Source organism: Streptomyces sp. NPDC041713, from assembly GCF_055591085.1.
Window position 1 is genome coordinate 896816 of record NZ_JBVIZY010000002.1, and the last position, 23434, is coordinate 920249.

At 67.9% G+C, this 23434-nt stretch carries 26 protein-coding genes; 19 read left to right on the forward strand and 7 right to left on the reverse strand.

Annotated elements, in window-relative coordinates; translation table 11 throughout:
- Positions 1–25 precede the first annotated feature (25 nt).
- Positions 26–946, forward strand: a complete 921-nt coding sequence (locus tag ACZ6CV_RS08955) for a S1 family peptidase (protein ID WP_469250177.1) — start codon at positions 26–28, stop codon at positions 944–946.
- A 107-nt stretch (positions 947–1053) separates the two neighbouring features.
- Here the strand turns inward: ACZ6CV_RS08955 and ACZ6CV_RS08960 are convergent, their stop codons facing one another.
- Positions 1054–1695 (reverse strand): hypothetical protein, encoded by a 642-nt coding sequence (locus ACZ6CV_RS08960; RefSeq protein ID WP_355804053.1) that lies wholly within the window; start codon positions 1693–1695, stop codon positions 1054–1056.
- 120 nt (positions 1696–1815) lie between these two features.
- Complete coding sequence (locus tag ACZ6CV_RS08965; protein ID WP_469250178.1) at positions 1816–2412, reverse strand: DinB family protein; 597 nt, start codon at positions 2410–2412, stop codon at positions 1816–1818.
- Between the two features lie 293 nt (positions 2413–2705).
- On the opposite strand from ACZ6CV_RS08965, the gene ACZ6CV_RS08970 reads away from it, so the two are divergent.
- From ACZ6CV_RS08970 to ACZ6CV_RS09050, 17 genes are all read left to right on the forward strand, one after another.
- Positions 2706–3044 carry a hypothetical protein gene (locus ACZ6CV_RS08970; protein WP_469250179.1) on the forward strand — a complete coding sequence of 113 codons (339 nt, stop codon included), beginning with the start codon at positions 2706–2708 and terminating at the stop codon, positions 3042–3044.
- 1 nt (position 3045) lies between these two features.
- The gene (locus tag ACZ6CV_RS08975) at positions 3046–4287 is read left to right on the forward strand and encodes an enoyl-CoA hydratase/isomerase family protein (RefSeq protein ID WP_469250180.1); all 1242 of its coding nucleotides are present in this window, start codon (positions 3046–3048) and stop codon (positions 4285–4287) included.
- Positions 4288–4302: 15 nt separating this feature from the next.
- A complete protein-coding gene (locus ACZ6CV_RS08980; protein ID WP_469250181.1) occupies positions 4303–5004 on the forward strand; it encodes a hypothetical protein in 702 nt (233 codons plus the stop codon).
- Positions 4997–5635 (forward strand): hypothetical protein, encoded by a 639-nt coding sequence (locus tag ACZ6CV_RS08985; protein ID WP_469250182.1) that lies wholly within the window; start codon positions 4997–4999, stop codon positions 5633–5635. Before ACZ6CV_RS08980 ends, ACZ6CV_RS08985 begins: the two co-directional genes overlap by 8 nt.
- A gap of 527 nt (positions 5636–6162) precedes the next feature.
- Complete coding sequence (locus ACZ6CV_RS08990; protein ID WP_469250183.1) at positions 6163–8403, forward strand: hypothetical protein; 2241 nt, start codon at positions 6163–6165, stop codon at positions 8401–8403.
- On the forward strand, positions 8393–9850 hold the full coding sequence (locus ACZ6CV_RS08995; protein ID WP_469250184.1) for a hypothetical protein: 1458 nt from the start codon (positions 8393–8395) through the stop codon (positions 9848–9850). Before ACZ6CV_RS08990 ends, ACZ6CV_RS08995 begins: the two co-directional genes overlap by 11 nt.
- Positions 9851–10067: 217 nt before the next feature.
- Positions 10068–10364: a hypothetical protein gene (locus ACZ6CV_RS09000; protein WP_469250185.1), complete on the forward strand. Its 297-nt coding sequence runs from the start codon at positions 10068–10070 to the stop codon at positions 10362–10364.
- A 161-nt stretch (positions 10365–10525) separates the two neighbouring features.
- A complete protein-coding gene (locus ACZ6CV_RS09005; protein ID WP_469250186.1) occupies positions 10526–11815 on the forward strand; it encodes a putative T7SS-secreted protein in 1290 nt (429 codons plus the stop codon).
- A gap of 13 nt (positions 11816–11828) precedes the next feature.
- Entirely contained in the window at positions 11829–12242 is a 414-nt protein-coding gene (locus tag ACZ6CV_RS09010; protein ID WP_469250187.1) for a hypothetical protein, read from the forward strand.
- The gene (locus ACZ6CV_RS09015; protein WP_469250188.1) at positions 12232–12918 is read left to right on the forward strand and encodes a hypothetical protein; all 687 of its coding nucleotides are present in this window, start codon (positions 12232–12234) and stop codon (positions 12916–12918) included. The genes ACZ6CV_RS09010 and ACZ6CV_RS09015 overlap by 11 nt, the downstream gene beginning before the upstream one ends.
- Complete coding sequence (locus ACZ6CV_RS09020) at positions 12918–13547, forward strand: hypothetical protein (protein ID WP_469250189.1); 630 nt, start codon at positions 12918–12920, stop codon at positions 13545–13547. The genes ACZ6CV_RS09015 and ACZ6CV_RS09020 overlap by 1 nt, the downstream gene beginning before the upstream one ends.
- A gap of 288 nt (positions 13548–13835) precedes the next feature.
- A complete protein-coding gene (locus ACZ6CV_RS09025) occupies positions 13836–14510 on the forward strand; it encodes a hypothetical protein (RefSeq protein ID WP_469250190.1) in 675 nt (224 codons plus the stop codon).
- 506 nt (positions 14511–15016) lie between these two features.
- Positions 15017–15622, forward strand: a complete 606-nt coding sequence (locus ACZ6CV_RS09030) for a hypothetical protein (protein WP_469250191.1) — start codon at positions 15017–15019, stop codon at positions 15620–15622.
- A 173-nt stretch (positions 15623–15795) separates the two neighbouring features.
- A complete protein-coding gene (locus ACZ6CV_RS09035) occupies positions 15796–16440 on the forward strand; it encodes a hypothetical protein (protein WP_469250192.1) in 645 nt (214 codons plus the stop codon).
- Between the two features lie 293 nt (positions 16441–16733).
- Positions 16734–17408, forward strand: a complete 675-nt coding sequence (locus ACZ6CV_RS09040; protein ID WP_469250193.1) for a hypothetical protein — start codon at positions 16734–16736, stop codon at positions 17406–17408.
- Complete coding sequence (locus ACZ6CV_RS09045; RefSeq protein WP_469250194.1) at positions 17399–18496, forward strand: hypothetical protein; 1098 nt, start codon at positions 17399–17401, stop codon at positions 18494–18496. Before ACZ6CV_RS09040 ends, ACZ6CV_RS09045 begins: the two co-directional genes overlap by 10 nt.
- A 47-nt stretch (positions 18497–18543) precedes the next feature.
- Entirely contained in the window at positions 18544–19134 is a 591-nt protein-coding gene (locus ACZ6CV_RS09050) for a hypothetical protein (RefSeq protein WP_469250195.1), read from the forward strand.
- Positions 19135–19175: 41 nt separating this feature from the next.
- Here the strand turns inward: ACZ6CV_RS09050 and ACZ6CV_RS09055 are convergent, their stop codons facing one another.
- The 4 genes from ACZ6CV_RS09055 to ACZ6CV_RS09070 form a co-directional block, all read right to left on the reverse strand.
- Positions 19176–19745 carry a hypothetical protein gene (locus ACZ6CV_RS09055; protein ID WP_469250196.1) on the reverse strand — a complete coding sequence of 190 codons (570 nt, stop codon included), beginning with the start codon at positions 19743–19745 and terminating at the stop codon, positions 19176–19178.
- Positions 19742–20413, reverse strand: a complete 672-nt coding sequence (locus ACZ6CV_RS09060) for a hypothetical protein (protein ID WP_469250197.1) — start codon at positions 20411–20413, stop codon at positions 19742–19744. The genes ACZ6CV_RS09055 and ACZ6CV_RS09060 overlap by 4 nt, the downstream gene beginning before the upstream one ends.
- A 152-nt stretch (positions 20414–20565) precedes the next feature.
- Positions 20566–21867 (reverse strand): putative T7SS-secreted protein, encoded by a 1302-nt coding sequence (locus ACZ6CV_RS09065; RefSeq protein WP_469250198.1) that lies wholly within the window; start codon positions 21865–21867, stop codon positions 20566–20568.
- Positions 21864–22175 (reverse strand): type VII secretion target, encoded by a 312-nt coding sequence (locus tag ACZ6CV_RS09070; protein WP_469250199.1) that lies wholly within the window; start codon positions 22173–22175, stop codon positions 21864–21866. The genes ACZ6CV_RS09065 and ACZ6CV_RS09070 overlap by 4 nt, the downstream gene beginning before the upstream one ends.
- A gap of 139 nt (positions 22176–22314) precedes the next feature.
- Here ACZ6CV_RS09070 and ACZ6CV_RS09075 point away from each other — a divergent pair, with 139 nt between their 5' ends.
- Complete coding sequence (locus ACZ6CV_RS09075) at positions 22315–23007, forward strand: hypothetical protein (RefSeq protein ID WP_469250200.1); 693 nt, start codon at positions 22315–22317, stop codon at positions 23005–23007.
- A gap of 74 nt (positions 23008–23081) precedes the next feature.
- On the opposite strand, the gene ACZ6CV_RS09080 is transcribed toward ACZ6CV_RS09075, so the two are convergent.
- On the reverse strand, positions 23082–23384 hold the full coding sequence (locus ACZ6CV_RS09080) for a WXG100 family type VII secretion target (RefSeq protein WP_469250201.1): 303 nt from the start codon (positions 23382–23384) through the stop codon (positions 23082–23084).
- Between the last annotated feature and the right edge of the window lie 50 nt (positions 23385–23434).

Consider the following 23434-nt stretch of genomic DNA (forward strand, 5'->3'; position numbering starts at 1 on the left):
CCGTACGGAAGAGAAACAACCCCCCATGAATTCCAAGAGAATCCGCACCTCCGCGTCCACGCGGGCCGCACGGGTTGCACGTCCCGCACGCGGGCGGAAGACCCCCGCGGCCGTCGCCCTCGCCGCGACGACCGCCGCCCTCGCGATGGTCGCCACCTCCGCGCCCGCCGCGCACGCGATCATCGGCGGCACCGAAGTCCCCAACGACGCCTACCCGTTCATGACGGCGGTCCTGGAGAAGGGACCGGGCAGCGTGCGCGACCGCCAGTTCTGCGGCGCGAGCCTGGTCACCCCGGACACGGTCGTGACGGCGGCGCACTGCATGGTCGACGACGCGGGCAAGCCGGTGAAGCCGAAGACCCTCCAGGTCGCGGTGGGCCGCACGGTCCTCTCCGCCCAGCAGGGCCGGATACGTGACATCGCCAAGGGCGGCGTGGTCGTGCACCCGCGCTACCTCAAGGGCAAGGAGGCGTACGACGTCGCCTTCCTGAAGCTGGCGAAGCCGGTGCGCGGCATCTCCGCGGTGCCGCTGCCCACCCAGGGCACCGACGCGCTGATCCGCCCCGGCCAGAAGGCGACGGTCGCGGGCTGGGGCAACACGGACACGGAGCTGACCCACAGCCCCGACCGCCTGCGCCAGGTCAAGGTCCCGATCCTCTCGCACGCGGAGTGCCGCACGAGCTACAAGGAGTACGACGCGAAGGTCAACTTCTGTGCCGGCGTGGAGACGAAGGACTCCTGCCAGGGCGACAGCGGCGGCCCCATCTTCCGCAAGGTCCCCGGCCGCGAGGCCCCGATCCTGATCGGCGTCGTCTCGTACGGCGACGGCTGCGGGGCGCAGGGCGCACCCGGCGTCTACACGTCGCTGAGCTCGGCGAAGCTGTGGAAGACGCTGGATGAGTCGGCCGGAGGGAAGAGGGTGAAGCGGGCTCTGAACCGGCGCTGATCGGTGCGTGGTGGGCCGGCCCGTGGCGTCACTTGCCTGAGACGGCATCACTTGCCTGAGATGCCTGGGACGCCTGGGACGCCTGAGAGGGCGCCCCGGGCCGGCTGCTACTCCGCGAAGCGGAACGTGGAGGTCACCGCGTCGAAGATGTCGAAGAACGAGTCCGCGAGGTCGAGGATCTGGCTGCTGCCCGAGACGAGGGCGACCTTGCCCTCCTGGCCCGGCACCGGGATGAACGTCTGCATCAGGACGACCCGCATCGTGCGCTCGTCGCCGTCCACGGAGACGTCCTCGATGCCGTGGGTGCGGGCCGCGAGGCCGACGCCGGGGATGTCGACGGTCGTCACCTTCCGCCACGCGTCCCCTTCCCGCTTCGCCTCGCGCACGCCGAGCTGGGCGACGATGCGCTCGGGGTCGGTCGGCAGGACGTCGCCGTTCGGGGTGCGGGCGCCGACGAGGGAGACGGTGACGGAGCCGGTGACCGGCGTATCGCCGCCGAAGCTCTCCGCCATGCAGCCGCAGTACAGCGCGCCGGACTGCCAGGCGTCCTTCGCCGCCTTGCGCAGGAACCCCTCGAAGGTCTCCCGGTGCGGGGCGAGCTCCGGGCGCGCGCGGACGCGGTCGTTGATCATCTGCCGGATGGCGGCGTCGCGCGACTCGGGCCGCACGTCGAACTCCCACCACGTCTCCGGCACCTTGATGCTGAATCCGCCGCGCGCGATGGTCTGCGGTGGTGTGTAGCGGGCCATGCAGGCACTCTCCCCGTTGCCGGTGCGTCTCCGGTCGGCCGGTGCGCCGGTACGCCGGTACGACCGTCCGTTCTTGGACCGCCACCCTACGGGCCGCGGGGCCAGTGCCTCTTACGTGGCCTACTCCCCCGTGACCCCGTCGATCCGCTCCCTGAGCAGGTCGGCGTGGCCGTTGTGGCGCGCGTACTCCTCGATCATGTGCGTGAGGATGTAGCGCAGCGAGTACGTCTCGTCGCGGAAGTCGACGGTGGCGTCCAGGGAGTCCACCGCGTCCACGATGGCGCGGGAGCGCCCGCACTCCGTGTGCCACACCTCGAACGCCTCGTCGGGATCGGCGTCCGCCACGTCGAAGTCGGCGTACTCACCCGGGACGCGCCCCTGCCAGTTGGCCTTGGCGGCCTCACGGTTCAGGACGTTGCGGAACCAGCTGCGCTCGACCTCGGCGAGATGCCGGACGAGCCCGAGCAGCGACATGTCGGAGGGCGGCACGGCCCGCTCCTTGAGCTGATCCGCCGTGAGCCCGGCGCACTTCATGGCGAGGGTCTCGCGCTGGTACTGCAGAAACGCGGTGAGCGAGGCACGCTCACCGGCACCGGAGGTGGGGGGTTCGGTTCGGCGGGACGTGGGGGCGGGACCGGGAGTTGGGATGGTGGCTGGGCTGGGGGCGGACGGTGTGGGGGCCGGGGCTTCACCGGTGTGGTCGTCGTCGATGGGCATCCGGCCATCTTGTCCGCCGGGGCGTCGCGCCGCTCGGGATTTCGTCAGGGCATCGGGATCGGGGCGGTGACCGGTGCCGCGGCCCACTCCCGGCAACGACTGGTGTCGGCGACCGTTGCCGGCAGCCGAGGCCGGCGACCCATGACCGCCCGGCAGCCACCACCCCCACCCCCACGCACCGCAGACCTCACGAATATCGTGAATATCGTTGGTTACAGCACGCATCGTGGCCGCAACGTCCGGACGGTGCGCCGACCACCGCCCCCACACGACGAAGAACGGAAGCACGACTCATGAGCGACCTTCGGCTCGACGGCACGGTCTTCGAGGACCTCAAGAGAACCTTCTCCGGAGTCAGTGACCGTATGGACGCCGCGCGCCGCACCCTGAAGGGCACCGACGGCTCGGTCGTCGGGGCCAAGGAGCTCATCGAGGACGTGCACGAGTTCGCCGACGAGTGGGGCTACGGCATCAAACAGCTGGGGAAGCACACGCAGGGCGCCGTCAAGATGATCAACAAGATCGACACGGAGTTCAGCAAGCTGGACCAGGCCCTCGCCGAGTCGCTCAAGTCGACCCACAAGTCGGCCGGCAAGTCGGCCGGCAAGGCCGCCCACGAGAAGGGGAAGTGACGTGACGGGCAAGCGTCCAGCCTTTCCCCACATCGGCTGGGACCCGACGCCGGGCAACGTGGAGGACACCCGCGACCTCGCCAAGAAACTCGGCGGCCTCGCGTCCGAGCTGGGCACCGCCGTCCGCGACCTGGAGCGCATCGAGTGCGGCGCCTGGAAGGGCAAGGCGGCCCTTGCCTTCACCGAGTACATAGGCGAGGACGTCACTCCGCTCATCCGCAAGAGCCACGAATCCTTCGACAAGGCATCGCGCGCGCTCCACCGGTGGGCGCGGGAGCTGCACGAGTTCCAGGAGGAGGCGAACCGACTGGAGAAGCGAGCGGGGGAAAAGCTGGAGGCCCGGTCGGAGGCGAAGCTCGGCACCAAGGAAATGGGCAAGGCATCGGGTGAGGTGACCACGGTCATCGCCGACGTCCACGACCTGGAGGACCGCTACAGCAAGGCCGCCGGGGCGATCAGCAAGGAGCTCGACAAGGCGGGCGACATCGCGCCCGACGAGCCGGGGTTCTGGGACAAGCTCGGCAAGTCCCTCGCGGATGCCTGGGACTCCACCGGCGACTGGATCCATGACCACGCCGACGTGATCAAACTGGTCGGCGACGTGCTCAGCGACCTCAGCGGTGTACTGGGCATGATCGCGATCATCACCGCGCCCTTCGAGCCGATCGGCGCGATCTTCGCCACGGCCGCGGTGGCGACCAGTGGTCTCGCTCTCGCCACGCATCTCGTGGCCAAGGCCGCGGGTGCCGACGTGAGCTGGGTCTCCGTCGGTTTCGACGCGCTGGGTTCCCTGCCGGGCATCGGTGCCTTCAGCAAGGGCGTCAAAGTCGCGGACGGCGGAGTGGCGGCCGCTCGGGCGGCCCAGCTCGGCAAGGGCTTCAAGGGCGTGACCACGCTGGGCAGGAACATCGTCGGCGTGGGGGACAACGTCGCCGGCGCGGTGAGCCGCACCGTCAGGGGGCGGAAGATCGGCCTGGGCGGTCTGAAGGCCGGGGGCCACATCTCGACCGAGGGTGGTCTGATGAACCGTATGAGCCTCGTCGCGGAGCAGACCGTCCGCAACGGTCAGTGGATCGGGACCCGTGGCATACCGGGGCTGAAGAACATCGACTCCATGAGCAATTGGGGGCGCGGAATCGACGCCGCGATCAAGATCGCCCCAAAGGCGTTCACCATCCCAGATCACATCGGCGAGATGACGAACCCCGGTGACCGCCTCCAGCAATCCGCGGCAGCGCACTGAGAGGGAGTGAAAGCTGTGGACTGGTATCCGCTCCAGGACGAAGAACTGCTGCTGCGCGTCAATGTCTCCTTCGCCACCGGGCGAGCGCCGGCCGTCGCGGGCCTGCGGTCTTTTCGTGACCCTGAACGGCAGGACATCGAGGAGGAGTTGACCGCCGGAGGCTGGCCCCCCGGCCCCGCGTTCACCGTGCGGGGGAAGGCCGACAGAACGGGCGTACGCCTGCTCGACGTGGCTCTGCTCGCCCTGCCCCGCCTGCTCAACATGGCGGCGAATTCCGCCGCCCCGAGCGGGTCCCCCTTCGGAGATCCGCAAGACCCGGGGAAACCGCGGGAGCCGGAGAACGAGGTGGACGACTTTCCCGTCATCTGGGCGTCCCCGGGCACCACCGCGCGCTCCCTGCCCTGGCAACTGGACCCCGCACGACGCGCCAAGGGGTACCGCACGGAACTCGTACTGACCGATCGCCGACTGGTGATCCTCGGCATTGAGTCGGGAGCCGGCCTGGCACCCGCACAGGAACTCTGGGAATTGCCACGGGAGCAGGTGGCCGACGCCGAACGGATGCGTTTCTCCGAAGGCACGTCCGACGTCAGGGTCCGCTTCGTGGACGGATCCTGGACGCGGTTGAAGGCCGGCGACGCCGCCGCACTGACAGACCGGCTCCATGCCGAACCGGAGGACCGAAGCGGGAACCAGAGGGGTGAGACCGGTGAGTGATCTGGCCGAGTTGATCAGCGACCGGGTGGCACGGACCATCCCGCCCATGGCTTTCGTCGTGCCGGACGGCTTCCACGCCCTCCCGGTGGACGCTACCGCCGAGGAACGCTGCACGGCTGCACGGGAGTTCGTACGCGGCCTCTATCCCGAAGGAGACACCGAACTCTGGGACTCCGCAGCCCCCTACTACGAACGCGTCACGGCCACGATGGCCACGGCCGGGCTGGCCTTCTCAGCCCTGGGCATCTTCGGCCAGGAAGGAGAAGGGGTCGCCCATTGCTCTCTCACGGTGGCCTTCCTCCGCTCCAGCCACACGGACCCCGACACGGCGGCTCAGGGCACCCTCGCGACGCTGGCCGAAGACCCTTTGAACGACGCACGCCGGCTCGACCTGCCGTGCGGTCCCGCGGTCTCCTGCGTGACACTGCGCGAACTCGCACTGGACGTGGAGCAGGAGCCTCCGGCCGAGGAACAGCCCAAGCTCGTCACCGGTCAGATACAGGTCTACATTCCCTTTCCTTCCGGCCCCTATATGGCTGTCTTCGCGCTCGACACCGCATCGATGCGGTATTGGGGCGAGTTCTGCGACATGGTCACGGCCATTCTGCAGACGCTTGATTTCACGGAATGAGCATCTGGCAGCCTGAACCGGGCGAGACACTCCTGGCCCGCAAGAACGTCACCTTTGTGTCGTTCGAGGAACCGGAGATCGAGCTCGTCGAAACGGCGAGCTGATGGCGAGTTGGCTGTGTGCTGGCGCGGCATCGGGGCAGAACGCTGACCCATGGGCCGACGACGGCGGCGCGGCGTGCTCCGGAACGGAGACGTCTGACGCCGCCCGTATACAACCCTGTCGTGCCGCACGGCTATGTCCCTGTCGTGCCGGCACGGGTTCCGTTCCCATGGCCCCCAACCCGTCGCGACAGTAAAGTGCGCCCCATGACCGAGGGGGCCGAAGTGTGCATGGCGGCGGGGAGCGTGGCACGCGTCCGTGGCGGCAGGGTTCGCCAGGGCAAACGGGCCGTGAGCCTCGGGCAGCAGAGCAACCGCCTCGGGCAGCGGGGCGACCGGTCCGTGAGCTCCCGGCACCAAGGCAACGGAGCCGCGAACCACCCACCCGGCAGGAGTGAATCCGCCCGGACGCCGGCGCTCCTCCGCATGCTCCAGCTCCTGCTCGCCTGCGCCCTCCTCCCCCTCCTGGCCACCGTCACCACCCCCGCCTCTGCCGCCTCCGCCACCGCCGCCCCCTCCCCCAACAGCACCCGGCCCGCGACCCAAGCCGCCACCCTCGCCGCCCACCTCCGCGCCCGCCCCGTCTACGTCACCGACCAACTCCCCCGTGCCGTCCCCCGCTCCACCGCCCCCGAGTTCGCGCGGCTCGCCGAGCGGACCGGAGTGGCCACGTACGTTCTCGTGCTGCCGGGGGGCGGGAGCAGCAGTGACGGTCAGGCGCTGCTCGGGGCCGTGCATGATCGGCTCGGGCGGGACGGGCTGTTCGTGCTCGTGGACGAGAGTTCCGTCGTGGCGGCCGCCGGGTTCGGGGTGCGGGTGCCCGCCGACGACGCGCTGACGGTGCAGGCGTACGAACTCCCGTACGACGCAGGCCCGTTGCTCGGCTTCGAGCGGTTTGTCGACGTCATCGCCCAGGGGCGCGCCGAAGCGGCGAAGCGTGCCGAGGCCGCGCGCGAGGAGTACGGCGGGCACGGGCCGTACGGCGAGGGCTACAAGGAGCCCGAGAAGATGCACGTCGGTCCCACCGACCGACGGAACCAGTCCTTCCTGACCGGTATCGTCCTCGCGGCCCCGCCGCTGCTCGTCCTGCTCGTCGTTCCGTACGTACGACGGTGGCGGTGGCGGTGGCGTCGCCGGGCCGCCGGCACCGGTCGCGGTGATGCCAAGTCCCGCTGGTTCAGCCCACGTCAACTCCGTCTCCACTGGGTCGAAGCCACCGTCGCCGTCGCTCTCGCCGCCCTCATCGCCGTCGCCGCCTCCGCCGTCTTCCACCAGACCACGTCGAACGCCGCTCCCCTGCCCACCTCCGCCGACATGACCGCCCGCGTCGAACGCGTCGCCGACGGACTGCGGCGCGACCCCGTCTACACCGACCCGGACAGCCCGCGCCCGCTCACCCCCAGGCAGACCTCCGAACTCCGCGTGCGAGTCGAGGACTTCAGGCACGGGCCCATGTACGTCGCCCTCGTACCGCAGCTCAGCGAGGACGAGTCCGCCGGCGTTCCGCAGACCTTCGCCGACGCGCTCCACGCGCGGCTCGGCAAGCCCGGCGTCTACGTCGTCGCCGATCCGTACGTCGGAGGCATCGACGTCGTCACGTACGACGTACGCATCGACGCGGACCTGGCCGCCTTCGACGTACCGGACGCGATCAGTTACGCCGCCTCCGACGACCGTTCCGAGGACCATCGGCTCGGCGAGCGGCTCGACAAGCTGCTCGCGTTCCTCGACAAGGCGCCCCGCACGGACGCGCCCGAGACCTCCTCCTACGGTGAGCCCGCCCCCGATCCCGTCGAGGAGAGCAAGCTGCCGCGGCTGTTCAGTGGGGACTTCTGGCCGGGGCTGATGCTCGGGGCGATGGGGTCCTGCGTGGTGTTCGGGCTCGTCGCCGCCGGTCTCGGCGTTCCGGGCGTGGTTCGGCGCATCCGGCACATCCGACGCATCCGGCGCTCCGGCCGGTGGGCGCGGGCGGCGGGCGGCTCGTCGTCGGGGCGGGGCATGTGGGACGTCGACACTTCGGCTTGGGCGCCGACTCTGTCGGGGTCTTCCTTCGAGGCTCCGGTCGCTCCCTCCCTCCAGTACCTGCGCGTCACCGCCGGCGAGGAACTCGCGGCGCTCGCCCGCGAGTTCGACCCGAACGCCACGCTCCCGCCCGCCCTCCGCACCCGCGTATGGGACTGCCTCGACACCGCCACGCTCCTCGCCGACCGGGACGGGGCCGGCGCCACCTCCGCGGGCGGAACCGACGGGGGCGGGCGCCACACGGGTGGACCCGACGGGCGCGTGGACGACGACGTACCACCGGCCGACCTCGCCGCCGCCATCACACTCGCCCGCATCGGCCGCGCCGCACTCGCGAGCGGCGACACCAGTAAGCCCTGCTGCGCACTCAACCCCCTGCACGGCCCCGCCACCGGCTGGCGCGAGGCCCAGTACGCCCCCGAGGACAGCCGACGCCGCACCCTCCCCGTCTGCGCCTCCTGCCGCGCCTTCGTGACGGAGGAACCCGGCCGCGCGTACTCCCTCCGCCTCACCCTGCCGGACCCGGCGGGCGGCCGGGGCGCGGCCCGCGTCCCGTACGACGAGGCGCCGGGACCGCTGCGCGGCGCACGCACGGGTGTGCCCCAACTCATCCGCCAGGTACGGGAGTACGTTGGTGTCCAGTGACCTGAAGCGCCGCGCCGCGGCCCGCCCGTACGCGACCCTCGCGCTCATCGCCCTCACCCTGGGCCTGTCGGGCGGGGCGTCCGTCCCGGCTTCCGCCACCCCCGCAGCCGGCCCCGCCCCCGCAGCCGCCCCCGCTCCCAGCCCCGGCGAGAAAATCGCCGACGCGCTGCGCACCTCGCCGGTGTACGTCGACCCGTCGTACGCGGCGTCCGCCGTGCCGCCCGCCCGCCAGAAGGAACTCGTCGCCCGGATCCGGAAGACGGGCCTGCCCATCAAGGTCGTACTGGTCCCGCTCGCCAAGGGCGACTCCTTCGGTGGCGACCCCGACACGCTGGCGACGGTCGTACGCGACCGCCTGGCGGACGAGGAGCAGGGGGGACGGGATGCGGACCCGACGGGCCGGAGCCCGGACCGGGGCGCGAGCCGGGACGCGGGACGCGACCTCATCCTCCTCACCTCCGAGAAGGACCGGAACGACGACGTCCACGGCTTCGAATGGCCCGACGACGAGCACCAGGCGGACGACGCGGCGGCCGCGGTCGGCATCATGGACGAGTTCGACGACGCCGGCCTCGCCGAACGAACCGCGGGTGCGATCGACCTGATCGCGCGGGGCGAGGGCACGAAGGCGTACGCGAAGGCGTCGAAGGAACTGGACGAGAGCCTGGCCGACCACGCGGGGGCCGGTGCCGGTTCCGGCGGCAGCGCCGGGTCCGAAACCTCCGACGGGCCCGGGTGGCCCGTACTGGTGGCGGCGATCGCCGCAGGCCTGACGTGCGCGGCTCTGCTCGTACGTTCCCTACGCCGGCGTCGCGGTCGACGCGCCCCGCGAGGCGCCCACGCCACGGCCCCCTTCGCCTTCCCCCGGGCGGTCTTCGCCGCGGCGCGCACGGCGGACGAGGGCGAGTTGCGCCGCCGCGCGGAGGCGGAGGTGCTCGCCCTCGGCGAGGCCGCGCAGGCCGCGGATGCGGAGACGACGCCCGGGCTGCGGCGCGCCCTGGACGCGTACGCCGCCGCGGGCACCGTCCTCGACGCCGCGCGCGGACTGCCCGACCTCGCCGGGGTCCTGGCCCTGGTCACGGAGGGCCGTGACGCCCTGGACGGCACCCCGGACCCGCTCCCCCTCTGCTTCTTCAACCCCCTGCACGGCCGCGCGGCCCGCCGCATCACCTGGCGCCCCCTGGGCCGCCGCGACCAACTCCGGGTCGGCGCCTGCACGGCCTGCGCCCACGCGGTACGAGACCGCCGCGCGCCCGAGGTGCTCACCGAGACCATCACGCACGCGGACGGCTCCGGCGAACGGGTGCTCCCCTACTTCGAGGCCGACACGACAAGGAGCCTCTGGGCCACCACGGGCTACGGCTCCCTGCTCGACACCACCGCCCCGGAGAACGGGCTCGCGCGGCGGGTGGGGCGGGGGGAGTTCTCGCGGGGGCGGCGCGGGTGAGACTCGGGGAGGGGGCAGCCGAGGAGCGCGGCCGCACCGGCCAGTGCCTCACTCGCGGCGTCCACGCAATCAGAGCCCACGGGCTTTGCCTGATCATGGCAGAGTAGTGGCCCGGTTCCTCGCGAAGTGGCGTACCACGTACCCGCCCAACGGATGACACCCCGCAGAACCGGAACCGGGAAGCGCAAAGCGAAAATACACAGGGGAACGGGAAGCCATGTCGGGATCCGACCTGATCGTCGACTTTCAACTGCTGAACAAGTCGGCCGGCCAACTAAAGGCCATTCAGACCGAGTTCAAGAACATCGACGACTGGAAGGAAGACATCCAGACAGCGGTCGGCGCATCCGAAATCAAGGACGCGATGGGGGACTTCGTGGATAACTGGGACAAGAATCGCAAGCGCCTCCTCGAATCCCTGGAAGAGGTCGGCAAGCAGGTCGAGGGCACCCGGGACGCCTTCAAGACACTTGATGATCAGCTGTCGAAGTCCGGCAAGAAGAAGGAAAAGTAGCGGGCAATGCATCAGCGCTCTCGGCGGACGGCACTGCAGCGACATGCACGACGAATGCGCACCACGGAAACACAGAACGAGCAGCGGCTTCGGGGGAGTTAATGGCACGGCCTAAGGACTGGCAACCACTGCGTGAGAGCGATCCCGTACCGGGAGATCCCGTGGCGGTCCGCAGCCAGGTCAAGCACATGAAGAAGATCGCCGAGTACCTGCGTACGCAGGCAGCGGCGCTGACCGCGATGGCAGACGCGGACAACCTGAAGGGCCAGTACGCGGACAAACTGGCTGAAGACGCCCGGGGTCTCGGCCGTAAGCTCGACGAAGCGGAAGATCGCTACCGCGAGGTCAAGAATCACCTGTCCAGTTGGGCCGACGACCTCGAGGGTTTCCAGAAGAGGGCGGACAAAGCGCTCGACGACGCCCAGGACGCCCAGAGGATCATCGACACCCACAAGGACAAGCCGGACTCCGAGAAGAAGGCGAAGGACGGCGACGAGAAGGATGAAAAGGGCGACAAGGGTTCCGACGCGGAGGACCCGGCCCTGAAGAAGGCAAAAGAGGACCTGGAAGGCGCGCGGAGGCGGCTCAACTCTGCGGCTGGGGACTATGACGAGCGCGCGGGTCACCACGCCGGCAAGATTCGTAGTTCCATCAACGATGACATGAAGGACAGTTGGTGGAACGACTTCAAGGCCTGGGTCGCCGACGCCGACTGGATCGGCGAACTGGCTGACATCGCGAGCTGGGCGGCCACAGCGGTGGGTATCGCTGCCATGTTCTTCCCGGCTCTGGGTATCGTCGCCCTCCTTCTGACCGGGATCGTCGCCGCTGCCCATCTCGTGCAGGCCGGGACAGGAAACGGCTCGTGGTTCGACGTTGTCATGGATATCGGAGCCTTGAAGATGGCCCGTAACGGGGTCAGAGCGGCCAAGGCCATCAAAGCGTTGCAGAAGAGTTCACGGGCTGCCGCGACCGGGGCGGCCGACGACGCGGCGAAGGGGGCGGCGAAGCAAGCCCGCCGGGGCACGACCGAGAACGCCAAGCGAGGCAGCCGAAAGGGCGGCGGTAGATCCGGCGGCCAACGGGAAAAGAGCCGGGCCCGGGGCATCAAGGCGCAGCAGAAAGCCGCCAAGGAGGGCAAGAAGGCGGGCAAGGAGGTACGCGATGCCGAGATGCCCGAGATCAGCGCACGAGAGAAGGCCGACATGCTGGGCGATGCCAAGCTCGGTCAGCAGATGAAGGACATCAAGAAGTGGCGGGATGAGTTCCCGGACAACACGAAGCTCGCCGACAATGCCCGCGAGGCCGAGCGGCACAAGGACGCGCTTCGCGGATCGTGGCTGGTCGGAACCGGCCTGGACCTCGGAGACAAGTCCGGCGACGCCGCTTCGGACGGCGAGTACAGCCGCATGAAGGACCGTATGACGAGACCTGTCGCATCACGCTGGTGAAGGGAACGGACCGATGACAGAGGGAACCGAGGCACGGAGCCGGCCCAGGCGCACGCGGCTGAACCCGTACCGGCTGATCCTGGCGATGAAGATCGTCCTGGTTCTGGCCCTTCTGCGATGCTTCGCCGGGCTGGCGACGGAGGACCTCCTGGGCGAGGCGATTCTCGAGCAGCCCACCTGGGAGTGGACTCTGTGTGCGCTGACACCGGTCGCTCTGATCTATGTGACGCGGCACCCGGACGATTGGGCAGAGTTGTCCGGCGAACGCGTCATGATCAAGGGCGCTCTCGGCCTCTACCTCTTTTACGCCCTCCTCTTCGCCATCGGCCAGAACGTTTGGGTGCTCTGGCCGGCAGTGGCCGCGTCTCTCTCAGGCTTCGCCGGGATGTGGCATCTCAACCGCAAGGAACAACAGAGTGCTGAATGAAAGTGCCGAAACCACAGCGGCGCGCGACGACTCGTTCGACGAGGCGGCTCCGCCGGCCAGCGGCTACCGGCTCCTCCTGCCCGGCGAATGGGCCCAGATTCCGCTCCGCAACGGCACGGAGAGCGCAGTTCGCCACGTCCTGGACGATGCGTTCACCCGCATCCCTGCTGACGCCCCGCCGGACAAGGTCGGGCCGTACAAGCGCGAGCTGGAACGTCGTTTCCGTGACTCGGTGGTCAACGCACAGAAGAGCAGGGGCCTGGATCTCTACCTACCGGTCAAGCCGATGAGCGACTTCAACCTGGGCGCATCGATCCTCGTGACCGAGTCTCTCGTGCCGGGGTCTTCCGACCCGTCGCGCAACAGGTCCGAGCCCACCGAGGTGGCGGTACAACTGCTTGCCCGGGACGGAGTGGAGAACGCCGACCTGAGTTCCGGTGAGGTGGACGGCGCGCTGGCAGTGCGCCGCGAGCACGTGGTCGGGGCCGCCCCTGCGAAGGGCGCCGACCTCTCCTCACGACGGGTCGAGTACATCATTTCCGTGCCCGGTGACGCGGACCGCTGGTTCGTGGCCGCGTTCTCGACGGTAGGCGGCGGTGACCCCCGAGACGAGCTGGCCGAAGCTCTCGTCGAATGGTTCGACGCCGTGATGGCCACCTTCCGCTGGAGCCGATGATGAGTGCCGGAGAGAGGGATCACTTCTGGAGCATCATCGACATCGAGGACATCGATCCCGACCCTTGGGTCATCCTGCCGCCGAGAGCGGGCGTCAGCGCTCCCCTTGACCCCTGGAATGACACGGAGGCCTGGGCGCGTGAAAGCGCCGAAGAACTGTGGGAGGACTACGACCTCGACCCCGGCCCCCATGGCGTCGACTTCGTCGCCGGCACCCTGCAGCGCACCGCCGAGGCGCTGTCCCCACCCGGCTCGGACCACTGGCTCTTCCTCCACCTCGACCATCCGGCCGCAGTTCCGCTCCCCGTCGTCGCGGTGATCGGCCCCGCGGCCGGGCCGCGCGAGGAAACCCTTCGCTCGCTCACGGAGGCGGACGACACGACGGCGGTGGAGCCACCGGTCGTGAAGACGGTCATCTCGGAGAAGCTCGGCAAGGGGATGACCACCTTCCGCTACATCGCTCAAGAGGACTCGTCCCACGTGCTGGCCTGCGTCCGTTACGCGTGGCAGGTCGAGGAACACGGAGCGGACGTCCTCATCTGGACCGCGTCGGAGGACATCGCGCATGTCATGCGGGCGGCGGAGGACTTGGAGGCGCTGGCGCGGACGCTGGGGGTCTGGGCTCCCTGAGGGGGCGGGCTCGTACGACGGGTGGGACATGGCCCGGGAGCGGCACCCGAGGGTGAGGCCGGCGTCGCGCCTACGCCGACGCACACGCGCCCCGAGAACACGCCGCAGGCCGCCCCCTTCCGTACCTCCTCACCCGCGGAGCCCCGCCCCGCCCCCCCCCTCGTCACAACACGATGACGGTCCGCCGGGATGCGGCGGCTTGCCCCGGTATCGGCCCTGGAGAACCAGGAGCCCCATGGATAACGTCGCTCCGTTGGAGAGAGCCCTGCGCCCCACCGGGAGCCGTCCGTGAATCGCCGCATCCTGCCTGTCGCCGCCGCGCTGACCATGACTGTTGCCCTGCTCCTGACGGCTTGCGGCGGAGGCGGGGATTCGTCCAAGGACAACGACAAGATCGCCGGCGCCGACGAGGGGGCGGGGAAGCCGAAGAAGTCCGACGGCCCGGCCGAGGCCTCGGACGACAAGAAGCCGGACGGTGTCGACCTCTCCCTGCCGTCGGACATGAAGCTGGTTTTCGACTGGGACAGGCCGAAGGACAAGGACGAGGCCGAAGCGGTGGACGACGCACGGCACTACGTGCAGTCCATCTACAAGGGAGTCGCCGAGCAGTCCGCGAAGACTCCGGCCGTGGCCGCGTTCGCCACCGACAAGGGCCTCAGTTACGCACGTACCCAGATCAAGAGCCGGGTCGACGCCGGGCTCACCTCGACGGGCACCCGACGCCATTACCGCGCGCAGACACGCAAGTCGCCCAACGGCAACGCGGTCGAGGTGGCGTTCTGTGTGGACTCCAGCAAATTCTTCTCGAAGGAAGTGAAGACGGAGAAGACCCACAAGGGGAATTCCTCCGGAGCGGCTTCGTACGACCACTTCAAAATCGTGATGAACAAGTTGCCGGGGAAGGACGACCTGTGGCGCGCATCGCTCGTGTTCGTGACGGAGAAAGCACAGCAGTGCGCGTGAACCCTCTGGTCACGGCCGCCTGCCTCACCCTCGCGATGGCCGTCGGCACCCTCATGACCGGTGGCATGGCGCACGCCGACGAGGACATAGGCAACGGCAAGGGTTCCGCGAAGACGGACGGCGGCAAGGACGCGGGTTCGGGCATCTACGCCGCCGCCCGGATCCAGTACTCCAATGCTCACCTGGGAGATCAGCTGAACGGGCACGGGTCAGGCCGATGCGGTCGGAATGCCGGACGGCACGATCGAAGCGGTGCAGGACATCACCGTCGAGGAAGTGCAGTCGGTCAACCGGTGAACGGGCGGGCCGGACAGAAGACACCCGCGCAAAGCACGTCGACTACGTCGTGCCGTTACCGTCGGACAACGGCAATGCCGGCTGGATCGTCGCAGCTTCACCGCCCTCGGTGACGGCGAACCCGGGAGCGACTTCACCGAGAGCGACTTCACCGAGATCCTCGTCGAGCTCCTCGACGCCGTCATGACCACGTCCCGCTGGAGGACCGAGTGAACGTCACCTTCTCCCTCGACACGGACAGCGACGCCACGGTCTGGCCCGCCGTGCCGATCCTCGGCGACGGGTGGCGGGCGGCTCGTGAGCGCAAAAAGTGGGCGCGGCGCACCGCGGAGCTGCTCTGGCGGCTCGTCGACGACGAGCCGGTCGACGACAAGCAGGTCAAGATGCTGGCCTTCGAGCTCGACTCGGCGGCCGAGCTGATCCCCAAGACCGTGCCGGCGCACCAGATCTTCCTCTACGTTCCCGACCCGCGACGCGAGTTCCTGACCTTCCTCGTGCACGCGGGGCCGAGCGAGGGCGACGTCGACACGACCTTGGACGAGCTCGTCCAGAAGAACGAGCCGGGCGCCGTCCAGGACCCCGAGGTCATCGACTTCGACACCGAACGTCTGGGCCGCGGCAAGCGATCGATCCGCTGCTTCGTGGCGGCGAAGGCCGAGGCGATGTGCTGCTCGGTCAATTACGCGTGGCGCCTGGAGTCCCTGGGCATCGACGTCATCGTACGGACGCTCAGCGAGGACATCGGGTGGGTCACGTCGAACATCGCCGAGTTCGACGACTTCGCCCGGAGTCTGTTCGTCAACGTGGAGCGGTGAGACGTCGATCGCCGGACCGTCTCGGCCGACTTCGCCGGCCCCTCCCAGCAGCCGAGGCTTCCCGACGGCCTGTCGACGCTCCACCAAGACGCCACCGCCCCGGAGGGCCTTCGGCCCTGCGAGGTAGCGTCGGTCACCCCCACCTCCCCCCTCGCGTCACAGGAGAGTCCACCGTGAACCGCCCCACCCTGCCCGTGGCCACCGCTCTGGCCGCGGCCGCCGCCCTCTTCCTGACGGCCTGCGGAGGCGATTCGGAGCCGGACGGCACGGCCAAGGGAGCCGGTCAGGAAGGGACCGCCGCTTCGGCGCGCCCGCAGGCCGATTCGACCGCGCCGACTGAGACAGCCGCCTTCGGTCTTCCCCAGGACATCAAGGTCGAGATCGAGTCCGACCCCACCGGCGACAAGGCGAAGGACCGGATCCTCAAGAAGCAGGCGGAGATCCTCATGGCCCGGCAGCGGATCTTCGTCGACCTGGACCTCAAGTCCCCGTTCCTCACGACGTACTTCACCGGCAAGGCCAAGTCGTTCTACACGCAGCAGCTGCGGCAGGCGAAGAAGCGCGGGAAGGCCATCTCCGGGACGTACCGCTACTACGACCGCAAGGTCACCCAGCACACGTCGGACCTGGCATACGTCTCCTATTGCGAGGACCAGACGAAGGCCTTTCCCAAGAACATCAAGACCAAGAAGGTCGAGTCCACGACACCGACCCCGAACGACTACACGCGCTACGACACGATCCTCCGGAAGGCGCCCGGCGGCGTCTGGCAGCTCCAGGAGCTCAGTGGTCGGTCCGATGCCAAGGAGTGCCAGTGACGCGGGCGCGGAACGTCTGCGCTCCGCCTCCTGCGTGAGCCTCGACACCCACGTGAAGTTCGAAGCGCCCCCCGGAACCGGTCCCGTTGCGACGCCCGTCGGCCTCCGCGTGGGCGCAAACACCGATCCGCAGACCCGCGACTACCCGAACCGCCCCGCGCCCTCGCGTCACGACACGGTGACAGTCCATCGAAATCGGGCGGCTCGTCCCGCTATCTCCCCTGGCGGAACCCACAACCCCGCGGTTAACGTCGGCACGCTGGAGACACCCCTCGCCCCACCGGGAGCCGACCGTGAATCGCCGCACCACGCCCGTCGTCGCCGCGCTCGCCGCGACCGCAACCCTGCTCCTCACGGGTTGCGGCAGCGGGGACGACGGAGACTCGAAAGACAAGGACGCGATCGCTGGGGCCGACAAGGCCTCGAAGGCGCCGGAGAAGACCGGGAATCCCTCGGGAGCGCCAACCGAGGACAAGCCCGACGGCGTGGACGTGTCGCTGCCGAAGAGCATGAACCTCGTCTTCGACTGGAACAAGCCGAAGGACAAGGACGAGGCGGCGGCGATGAACGACGCGGCGAACTTCCTGCGGGCCATCTACCGGGGAGTGGACAAGCGCACCACCAAGGACGCGGCCCTGTCGGCGTACGCGACCGGTGGCGCGCTGCACTACGGGAAGGTGCAGATCAACGAGTGGATCAAGGGTGGCTGGACCGGTAACGGCACCCGCCGCCATTACCAGTCCACCACGCGATCCGGCCCGGGCGGCAACTCCGTCGAAGTCGCCTTCTGTGCCGACACCGGAAAGTTCTACGGCCAGGACGTCAAGACCGGCAAGATCCTGAAGACCAAGCCCAGCCCCAAGGACTTCTCCTACTACAAGGTCATCATGGTGAAGCACCCCACAGGCAAGGGGCTTTGGCAGGCATCGAAGGTGTTCGTCGAGACGAAGGCGGAGAAATGCCAGTGAGCAGCTCGCGACACACAGTCCGCGCCGGCACCGCGATAGCACTGGCCGTAGGCGCCCTCGTCGTCGCGGCACCCCATGCCGTGGCCGAGCCGGTGGACACCGGCAAAGGTCGCGAGAGCGGCAGCGCTGAGCAGAAGGGCGGCAGCGACGGCAAGAACGGCATCTACGCCGCCGCCAAGGTCCAGTACTCCGGATCCGTCGCCAAGAGCGGAGGCAGCGGCAACCTCGCTGCCGCAGACGTCAGTTGGACGCCACCGCCCTGCTGGTACGCCCCGATGTACGGTGCCAAGGAATTCAAGAAGAAGATGTCCAAGGAGCTCAAGGAGGCCGCGAGCGCACCGGGGATGGCGGGGCACGCGGGCGCGGCCATCAATGAGATGCAGCGGCACTACGAGGACGACTACGGCTGGACCGACACCCCCGGGTACAAGGACTACAACGTCGACAAGGACGGCGACGGGATGTTCTGGGCCGCCGTCGAGAATCCCGACGAGCCGGACATCCTCAAGCGCAGCTCGTGCAGCGACATCCCCTTCTGGGTCGAGAACGGCGAGCCGCCGCCTCCGCAGTACGAGGAGGCCATCAAGCCGGAGATGCTCGCGGCCCTCGCCTACCAGCACATGAGGCTTCCCGACACGAAGGTCTCCCTCGCGCCCGACGGCACCACCAAGGTGAATCTGCCGACCTGGGCCTGGCTCGACAAGGCCGCCTTCGACGACGTCCGGGCGACCGCGGCGATCAACGTCCCCGGCTTCGACATCCGCGCGACAACCACCGCCAAGCCGAAGGCACTGACCCTCGAACCGGGCACCGGCGACGCGAAGTTGATCCCCGCCTCCGGCGAATGCCCCATCGTCGACGGCAAGATCGGTGAGCCCTACGCGAAGGGCAGGTCGAAGGAGACCCCGCCCTGCGGCATCGTCTACGGCCGCTCGTCCGCCGGCGCCACGTTCCCCCTCAAGGCATCCCTCACCTGGGAGATCAGCTGGACGGGAACCGGGCAGGACACCCCGGTGGGCATGCCCGACGGCACCGTCGAGGCAGTACAGGACGTCACCGTGGAGGAAGTCCAGTCCGTCAACCGGTGACGCCGAAAGAGCGATACTGCAATCTTCATCAAAGGAGCGCATCTCCCATGCAGCACGACTCGGCCGACGACGAAGACCGTGAACCCGGGCCGTGGGAGTACCGGGCGCGTGACGGGATCATCAGGAAGATGATCCCCGGCGAGGTCATACGCGCGGTGCCGGCCGCCCGGGAGGCAGCCGAAACCGAGGGACGCAGAGTGCAGTTCGACTTCTTCGACGACGCAGCCGTCCTGAAGATGCTGCGGCTGCGCCACATCGACGACGTGCAGATGAACCGGGCGGGGATGCAGGCGGGGTTCCCGCTGGCCATTGTCCTCTTCGGGGTCTTCGTCTACTGGGGCGCGTACGCCCGGTACTGGGAATCCGAGAGGAATCAGAACCTCTTCTACGTGGGGGCAGCCGCGGCCGTGGCCGTGTTCGTCCTGCTCTTCATCCGCACGGCAGTCCGGCAATGGGCAAATCGGCCGCGCCAGAAGGTCCGGGCCCGCGCGGCCGCGTATCGGAAGATCGCGCACATCGCCGCCGAGAACGGCGGCGATGTGCCGGCCTTCTACCCGCACTACGGGCCCTACCCCTTCGCGGCCAACTTCCATGCTGAGGCCGACGAACTCGACCTCCCCGGGACGAACAGGTTCTGACCTGGTCAGGTGGGCGTACGCTCGGCCACTCTGGTCACGGCCTACTCCACCCACCCCAAGGACTCCGCCATCGCGTCGCAGAGCCGTTCCATCGGGCCTGGCATTCCGATGAGCGGTGCCGCGAAGGAGAGCACCAAGTAGCCTGCCCCTCCCGGCATGTGGACGTGGAAGTCCAGGCTCGTGGGGCCGAGGACGCGTATGGCGGGGCCCGCCGGGAGGTCCGCCACCGTGATCTCCCGGCGGCGGTCCCCCTCCTCCTTCTCCGACTCCCTCAGCTCGAGCCACGCCGCGTACGTGTGCGGATCCGCGGGCGTCTCCCCCAGTGGCATCAGCGACACGAGGAGGGAGGCGGGCATGCCGCCGTCCCGCGAGGTCGACAGCAGGTAGAACTCCATGGCCCCGCGCGTCAGGGCCGTCTCCGCCGTGTTGCGCAGCGTGGACCAGACCTTCCGCGTGAGGTCCGCGGAGACCGCCCGGCCCTCGGCCTGCAGGTCGACGAAGGTCTTGAGCTGGCTCCGCCACCGGTCCTGGGTGAGATCGACGCGGAACCAGTCCCGCGGGACCAGCAGCCGGTAGTCGCTGGGAGCGGTGGTGTTGAGCGAGGGCTTCATCCCGGCATCACCAGCGGGCCCCCCTGAGCGTCGAAGAACCGCACACTCTTCACGACGCCCGCAAACATGGCCGAGAAGGTATCCCACCCCTCCGCTGTAGGGGTGGTCATCTCCAAGACCAGAGCAGTCCCGTTGGTCAGCGGAATATGTACCTGGATGAACGAGCTCCAGATCTTGGCGTCATCGCCCGTATCCGTGAGGCTCCCGTCTACATTGACCAATCGGTTGCCTGTGCACATCGCTGCGGGTCCGCACGGCAACTGCACCTCTTCCACATGTCCGAGGTCCAAGTGCCGCATGGTTGAGACCATGAATCCCACCGGCCGCTTTCCGGCTCTTTCATCAAGATCGACCAGACTGACGAGCACCGTGGCCGTGCATCGATTTTCATCGACCTCCGTTGCACAGAAGCCAGCGTACTGGACTCCCCCCTCGATAAAACCATCATAAGCGGCTGCACACATCGCAGCAAACTGAATTTGCACTTCTTGGTCGATTCCCGGAAGCGCCTTTTTCGCCATCTCTACGAGTCGACCGGCGGCATCATCCATATCCTCGGCTTCGAACGGAATCTCATGGAAGCCTTCCGGCATGATCCAACGGGTTTCGATCCCCTCGGCCTCGACCAGACCTTCATCTTCACCTTCGAGAGATTTCACGGCAGCCATCTCACGAATCCTCTCTCGCAACTGGTCAGATTACTCGGCAGCCCAAACGGATTCGAACAACTGATGGCCGTGTGGGTATTCACCCGATCACGTCGGCCGACGGAAGAACACTGCGTTCCCGCCCTCCGCCACGGGCACTACGCCGATGAACTTCACGCAGCCAGGCCGGCCTTGAACGCTGCAGGCGACGCGCTGGGAGCCGGTGTCGACGTCGAGGGACCGGGCGTTGCGGAGGGAGAACCTTGCGCTCCTCCGGGAGGTGTCGGAGCCGGACCGGGCGTGGGCGTCGGCTCCTTCTGGATTGGCTCTTCGTACCCGGTATGCCCGCCGTTCTCCCCGTGCAGAAACCGGTTCACGGCACTACCGAAGCCCGCCCCCTTGATCACTCCCGTGATCCTTTTACCTTCGACGGGGGCAAGCTTTCCCCATCCCAACACCTTGTTCGTCAATGAAACACTGACACCATTGAGGAAGTTCTCACCTACACCCTTCACAGCCCCTTTGGCGGTGAAGGATTGCCATGTCGCGACCTTGCCGAAGGCCTTGAACTTGGCGAGACCCTTCAGGCCCTTAAGGGCCGAGAATCCCTTGAGCGCCCCCAGCCCCGGCAGGACACCCAGAGCGTCGGTCCCCAGTTTCAACCAGCTGACTTTGCCCCCTCGGACCTTCATGTCGTAGGCATGTCCAGCCAAGGCCGCAGCACTGGCGAGAACCGCCGCTCCCGCAAGGAAGGGAACTGCAATTTGAAGAGGGGGTACAAAAGCGCAGATTACCGCCAACACTGACAACAAGGCTGAGAGGTTGGAAAGTGAATCCGCCCAGTCCGCCAGGAAATTTAGAAAGCCTCCCGGATCCCGGACATCATCGTGGTGGACTACGTCCTTGATGTGCCGGGCCGCTTTGTCACCCGCTTCGTCATATATTTCCCGGGCATCTTTCACCGCCTTTCGTGCGCCACCTATTTCGCGGAGCGCCTCGTCCCGCTTGTCAACCCAGCGATCGTATTCCTCTTTTTCCCCTGCAGGGATGTTACCCACGGGGTATTTTTCCTTATACTTCTGCACCTCCCGATCGGCGGCGTTGTGTTCATGCTCGGCATCGCGGTAGTCACTGAGCGCCTTGTCCGCCTTCCGCTGCGCCCTGCGCATCTCGCTGGCGAACTCGTCCGAGCTGCCCTCGCGGACGTGCTCGCCGATAGCCTTGGCCGCCTCGTCGTACCGCTCGTAAGACTTCTTGAGCTTGTCCGCGGTGCCGCCCGCCATCTCGTGGAAGCCCCGGCCCGCCTCGCTGTCCCAGCCGTCCACCGAGGAGAGGGCCTTGATGACGCGCGACTGCTCGTCGATCATGTCGGCCATCTTGCGCAGTTTCCGGCCGAGTTCGGCCACCTCTTCCGGATCGCCCGGAGTGGGGTCGTCATGCCACAGTGGTGGCCAATCACTGTCCGTCCTGCTCATTTCTTCCCCTTGCCCTTCGTCTTGGCGCCACGTATCGCCTCGGCCAGCTCATGGTCGATCTTGTCGTACGTCTTGGCGGCGGTCGAGGTGAACTCGGCGAGCTTCTCGAGCTCCTTCATGAGCTTCTTCCTGGTTTTCTTCCAGGTGTCGTCAAATTCCGAGAACGCGTCCTTGAGGCCGCCGTGCCCCACGGCGTCCCCGTACTCGTCGGCCGGATTCGCGTGCCGCTCAAACTCGTTGTGGATCCTGCCGAGATCGCGCGAACACTTCTTGATGGCTGCAAGGTCCGCCTTGGTGTGGTCTCCCACGAGAACTCTCCTTCTGTCCCGTTACTGTTGAGCACCGGGTAGAGCGTGCGAGCTCGACTCGGTGGCCCCCTCACATCACCTCGAACCCGATACCCTCGGCCAGCAAGCCCGCCCAGCGTCGACCGGAGGGGTTCTCGGCGTGACATCGAGCGACACGCAACAGGTGACATCTGAACGGCTCGGCATCAACGCAGAGGCCGGAGCATGGTGCACCCTTGACAAGATTCCACAACCCCCTGAAGGCATCCATCGAACCGCCGGGGCCGGTCGACTCCGCCCCGGGCGTCGCCCCCCGCTCGGAATGCTTGGCGCAGCACTCGTCGTGCCGTTCATGCCTCTCGGCATGCTGTTGGCCTTCCTTGCCGGACTGGAGGAGTCCGTACAGCGCTTCTTGGCCTCCGGTGAGGAGAAGGAACGTCTGCGCGCGGAGAAAGCATCCAACGAACGCCGCGAAGCCGCTATCCGGGAGCAAGGACTCCACCAAGTCTTCGACGGGGACTGGGAAAAGGACGCAGGGCAGCTCCTACTGCGTTGGTATGCCCAGTCCACGCACCATCAGCGTCTTGTGCTCGTTACCGACGAGGACCTCGTCCTGGCCGCCCCGCCTCGGCGTGTCTCCGTACGGCGAGAGAAGCACACGGAGATCGTGGCCCGACTCAAGCCCTCTGAAGCCGAGCTTGTAGACCCGTTCTCCGGCGAGTTCGTGACACGGATGTTGCTGATCCGATTCCGTGACGGCTCCTGGCTCCGGCTCGATACCGAGGAAGGGAGCAGCGATCTGCACAAGTACTTGCGCCGCCGATCTCGCGCCGGTATGGACGCAGACAGCTGACCGCGGGCGGGATGGCCGGAAGCTCACGCTCCCGCGTCACCCCGCCCGAAAGTCGCCATCCCGGGCGGCGAGCGCTACTTGCGCGCAGCCTTCCCCAGCTCGTCGTCGATCTGCTCGAACTTGTCCGCCGCGTTGGTCAGGTAGTCGCCCATGCCGTCCAGGCCCTCGAGCGTCTTCTTCGCGCCCTCGACGAAGTCGTCGAAGTTCTCGTCGAACGCCTTCGACGCGCTCTTCGTGACGAAGCCGGTCTCGACCAGGTTCTTGATGTACTTCTTCAGGCCGTCCAGCTTCTCGTTGAGCTTGTCCTTCTCCTTGACCACGTGCTTGGCCGCGTCACGCATTTCCTGATATGTGACATCAAGGTCCTTGCCCGCCATGTGGCTCTCTCCCAATCAACTGGCCGCAGGGCCAACCCCCGTGGCACCCG

Bases quoted from the DNA above. Each gene is read 5' to 3' on its own strand.
- ACZ6CV_RS08990 (WP_469250183.1), top strand. From the start codon at position 6,163: ATGCTCCAGCTCCTGCTCGCCTGCGCCCTCCTCCCCCTCCTGGCCACC.
- ACZ6CV_RS09045 (WP_469250194.1), top strand. From the start codon at position 17,399: ATGCCAGTGAGCAGCTCGCGACACACAGTCCGCGCCGGCACCGCGATA.
- ACZ6CV_RS08960 (WP_355804053.1), bottom strand. From the start codon at position 1,695: ATGGCCCGCTACACACCACCGCAGACCATCGCGCGCGGCGGATTCAGC.
- ACZ6CV_RS09065 (WP_469250198.1), bottom strand. From the start codon at position 21,867: ATGAGCAGGACGGACAGTGATTGGCCACCACTGTGGCATGACGACCCC.
- ACZ6CV_RS09080 (WP_469250201.1), bottom strand. From the start codon at position 23,384: ATGGCGGGCAAGGACCTTGATGTCACATATCAGGAAATGCGTGACGCG.
- ACZ6CV_RS09050 (WP_469250195.1), top strand. From the start codon at position 18,544: ATGCAGCACGACTCGGCCGACGACGAAGACCGTGAACCCGGGCCGTGG.
- ACZ6CV_RS09010 (WP_469250187.1), top strand. From the start codon at position 11,829: ATGACAGAGGGAACCGAGGCACGGAGCCGGCCCAGGCGCACGCGGCTG.
- ACZ6CV_RS08965 (WP_469250178.1), bottom strand. From the start codon at position 2,412: ATGCCCATCGACGACGACCACACCGGTGAAGCCCCGGCCCCCACACCG.
- ACZ6CV_RS08955 (WP_469250177.1), top strand. From the start codon at position 26: ATGAATTCCAAGAGAATCCGCACCTCCGCGTCCACGCGGGCCGCACGG.
- ACZ6CV_RS09000 (WP_469250185.1), top strand. From the start codon at position 10,068: ATGTCGGGATCCGACCTGATCGTCGACTTTCAACTGCTGAACAAGTCG.
- ACZ6CV_RS09060 (WP_469250197.1), bottom strand. From the start codon at position 20,413: ATGGCTGCCGTGAAATCTCTCGAAGGTGAAGATGAAGGTCTGGTCGAG.
- ACZ6CV_RS09020 (WP_469250189.1), top strand. From the start codon at position 12,918: ATGAGTGCCGGAGAGAGGGATCACTTCTGGAGCATCATCGACATCGAG.
- ACZ6CV_RS08970 (WP_469250179.1), top strand. From the start codon at position 2,706: ATGAGCGACCTTCGGCTCGACGGCACGGTCTTCGAGGACCTCAAGAGA.
- ACZ6CV_RS09055 (WP_469250196.1), bottom strand. From the start codon at position 19,745: ATGAAGCCCTCGCTCAACACCACCGCTCCCAGCGACTACCGGCTGCTG.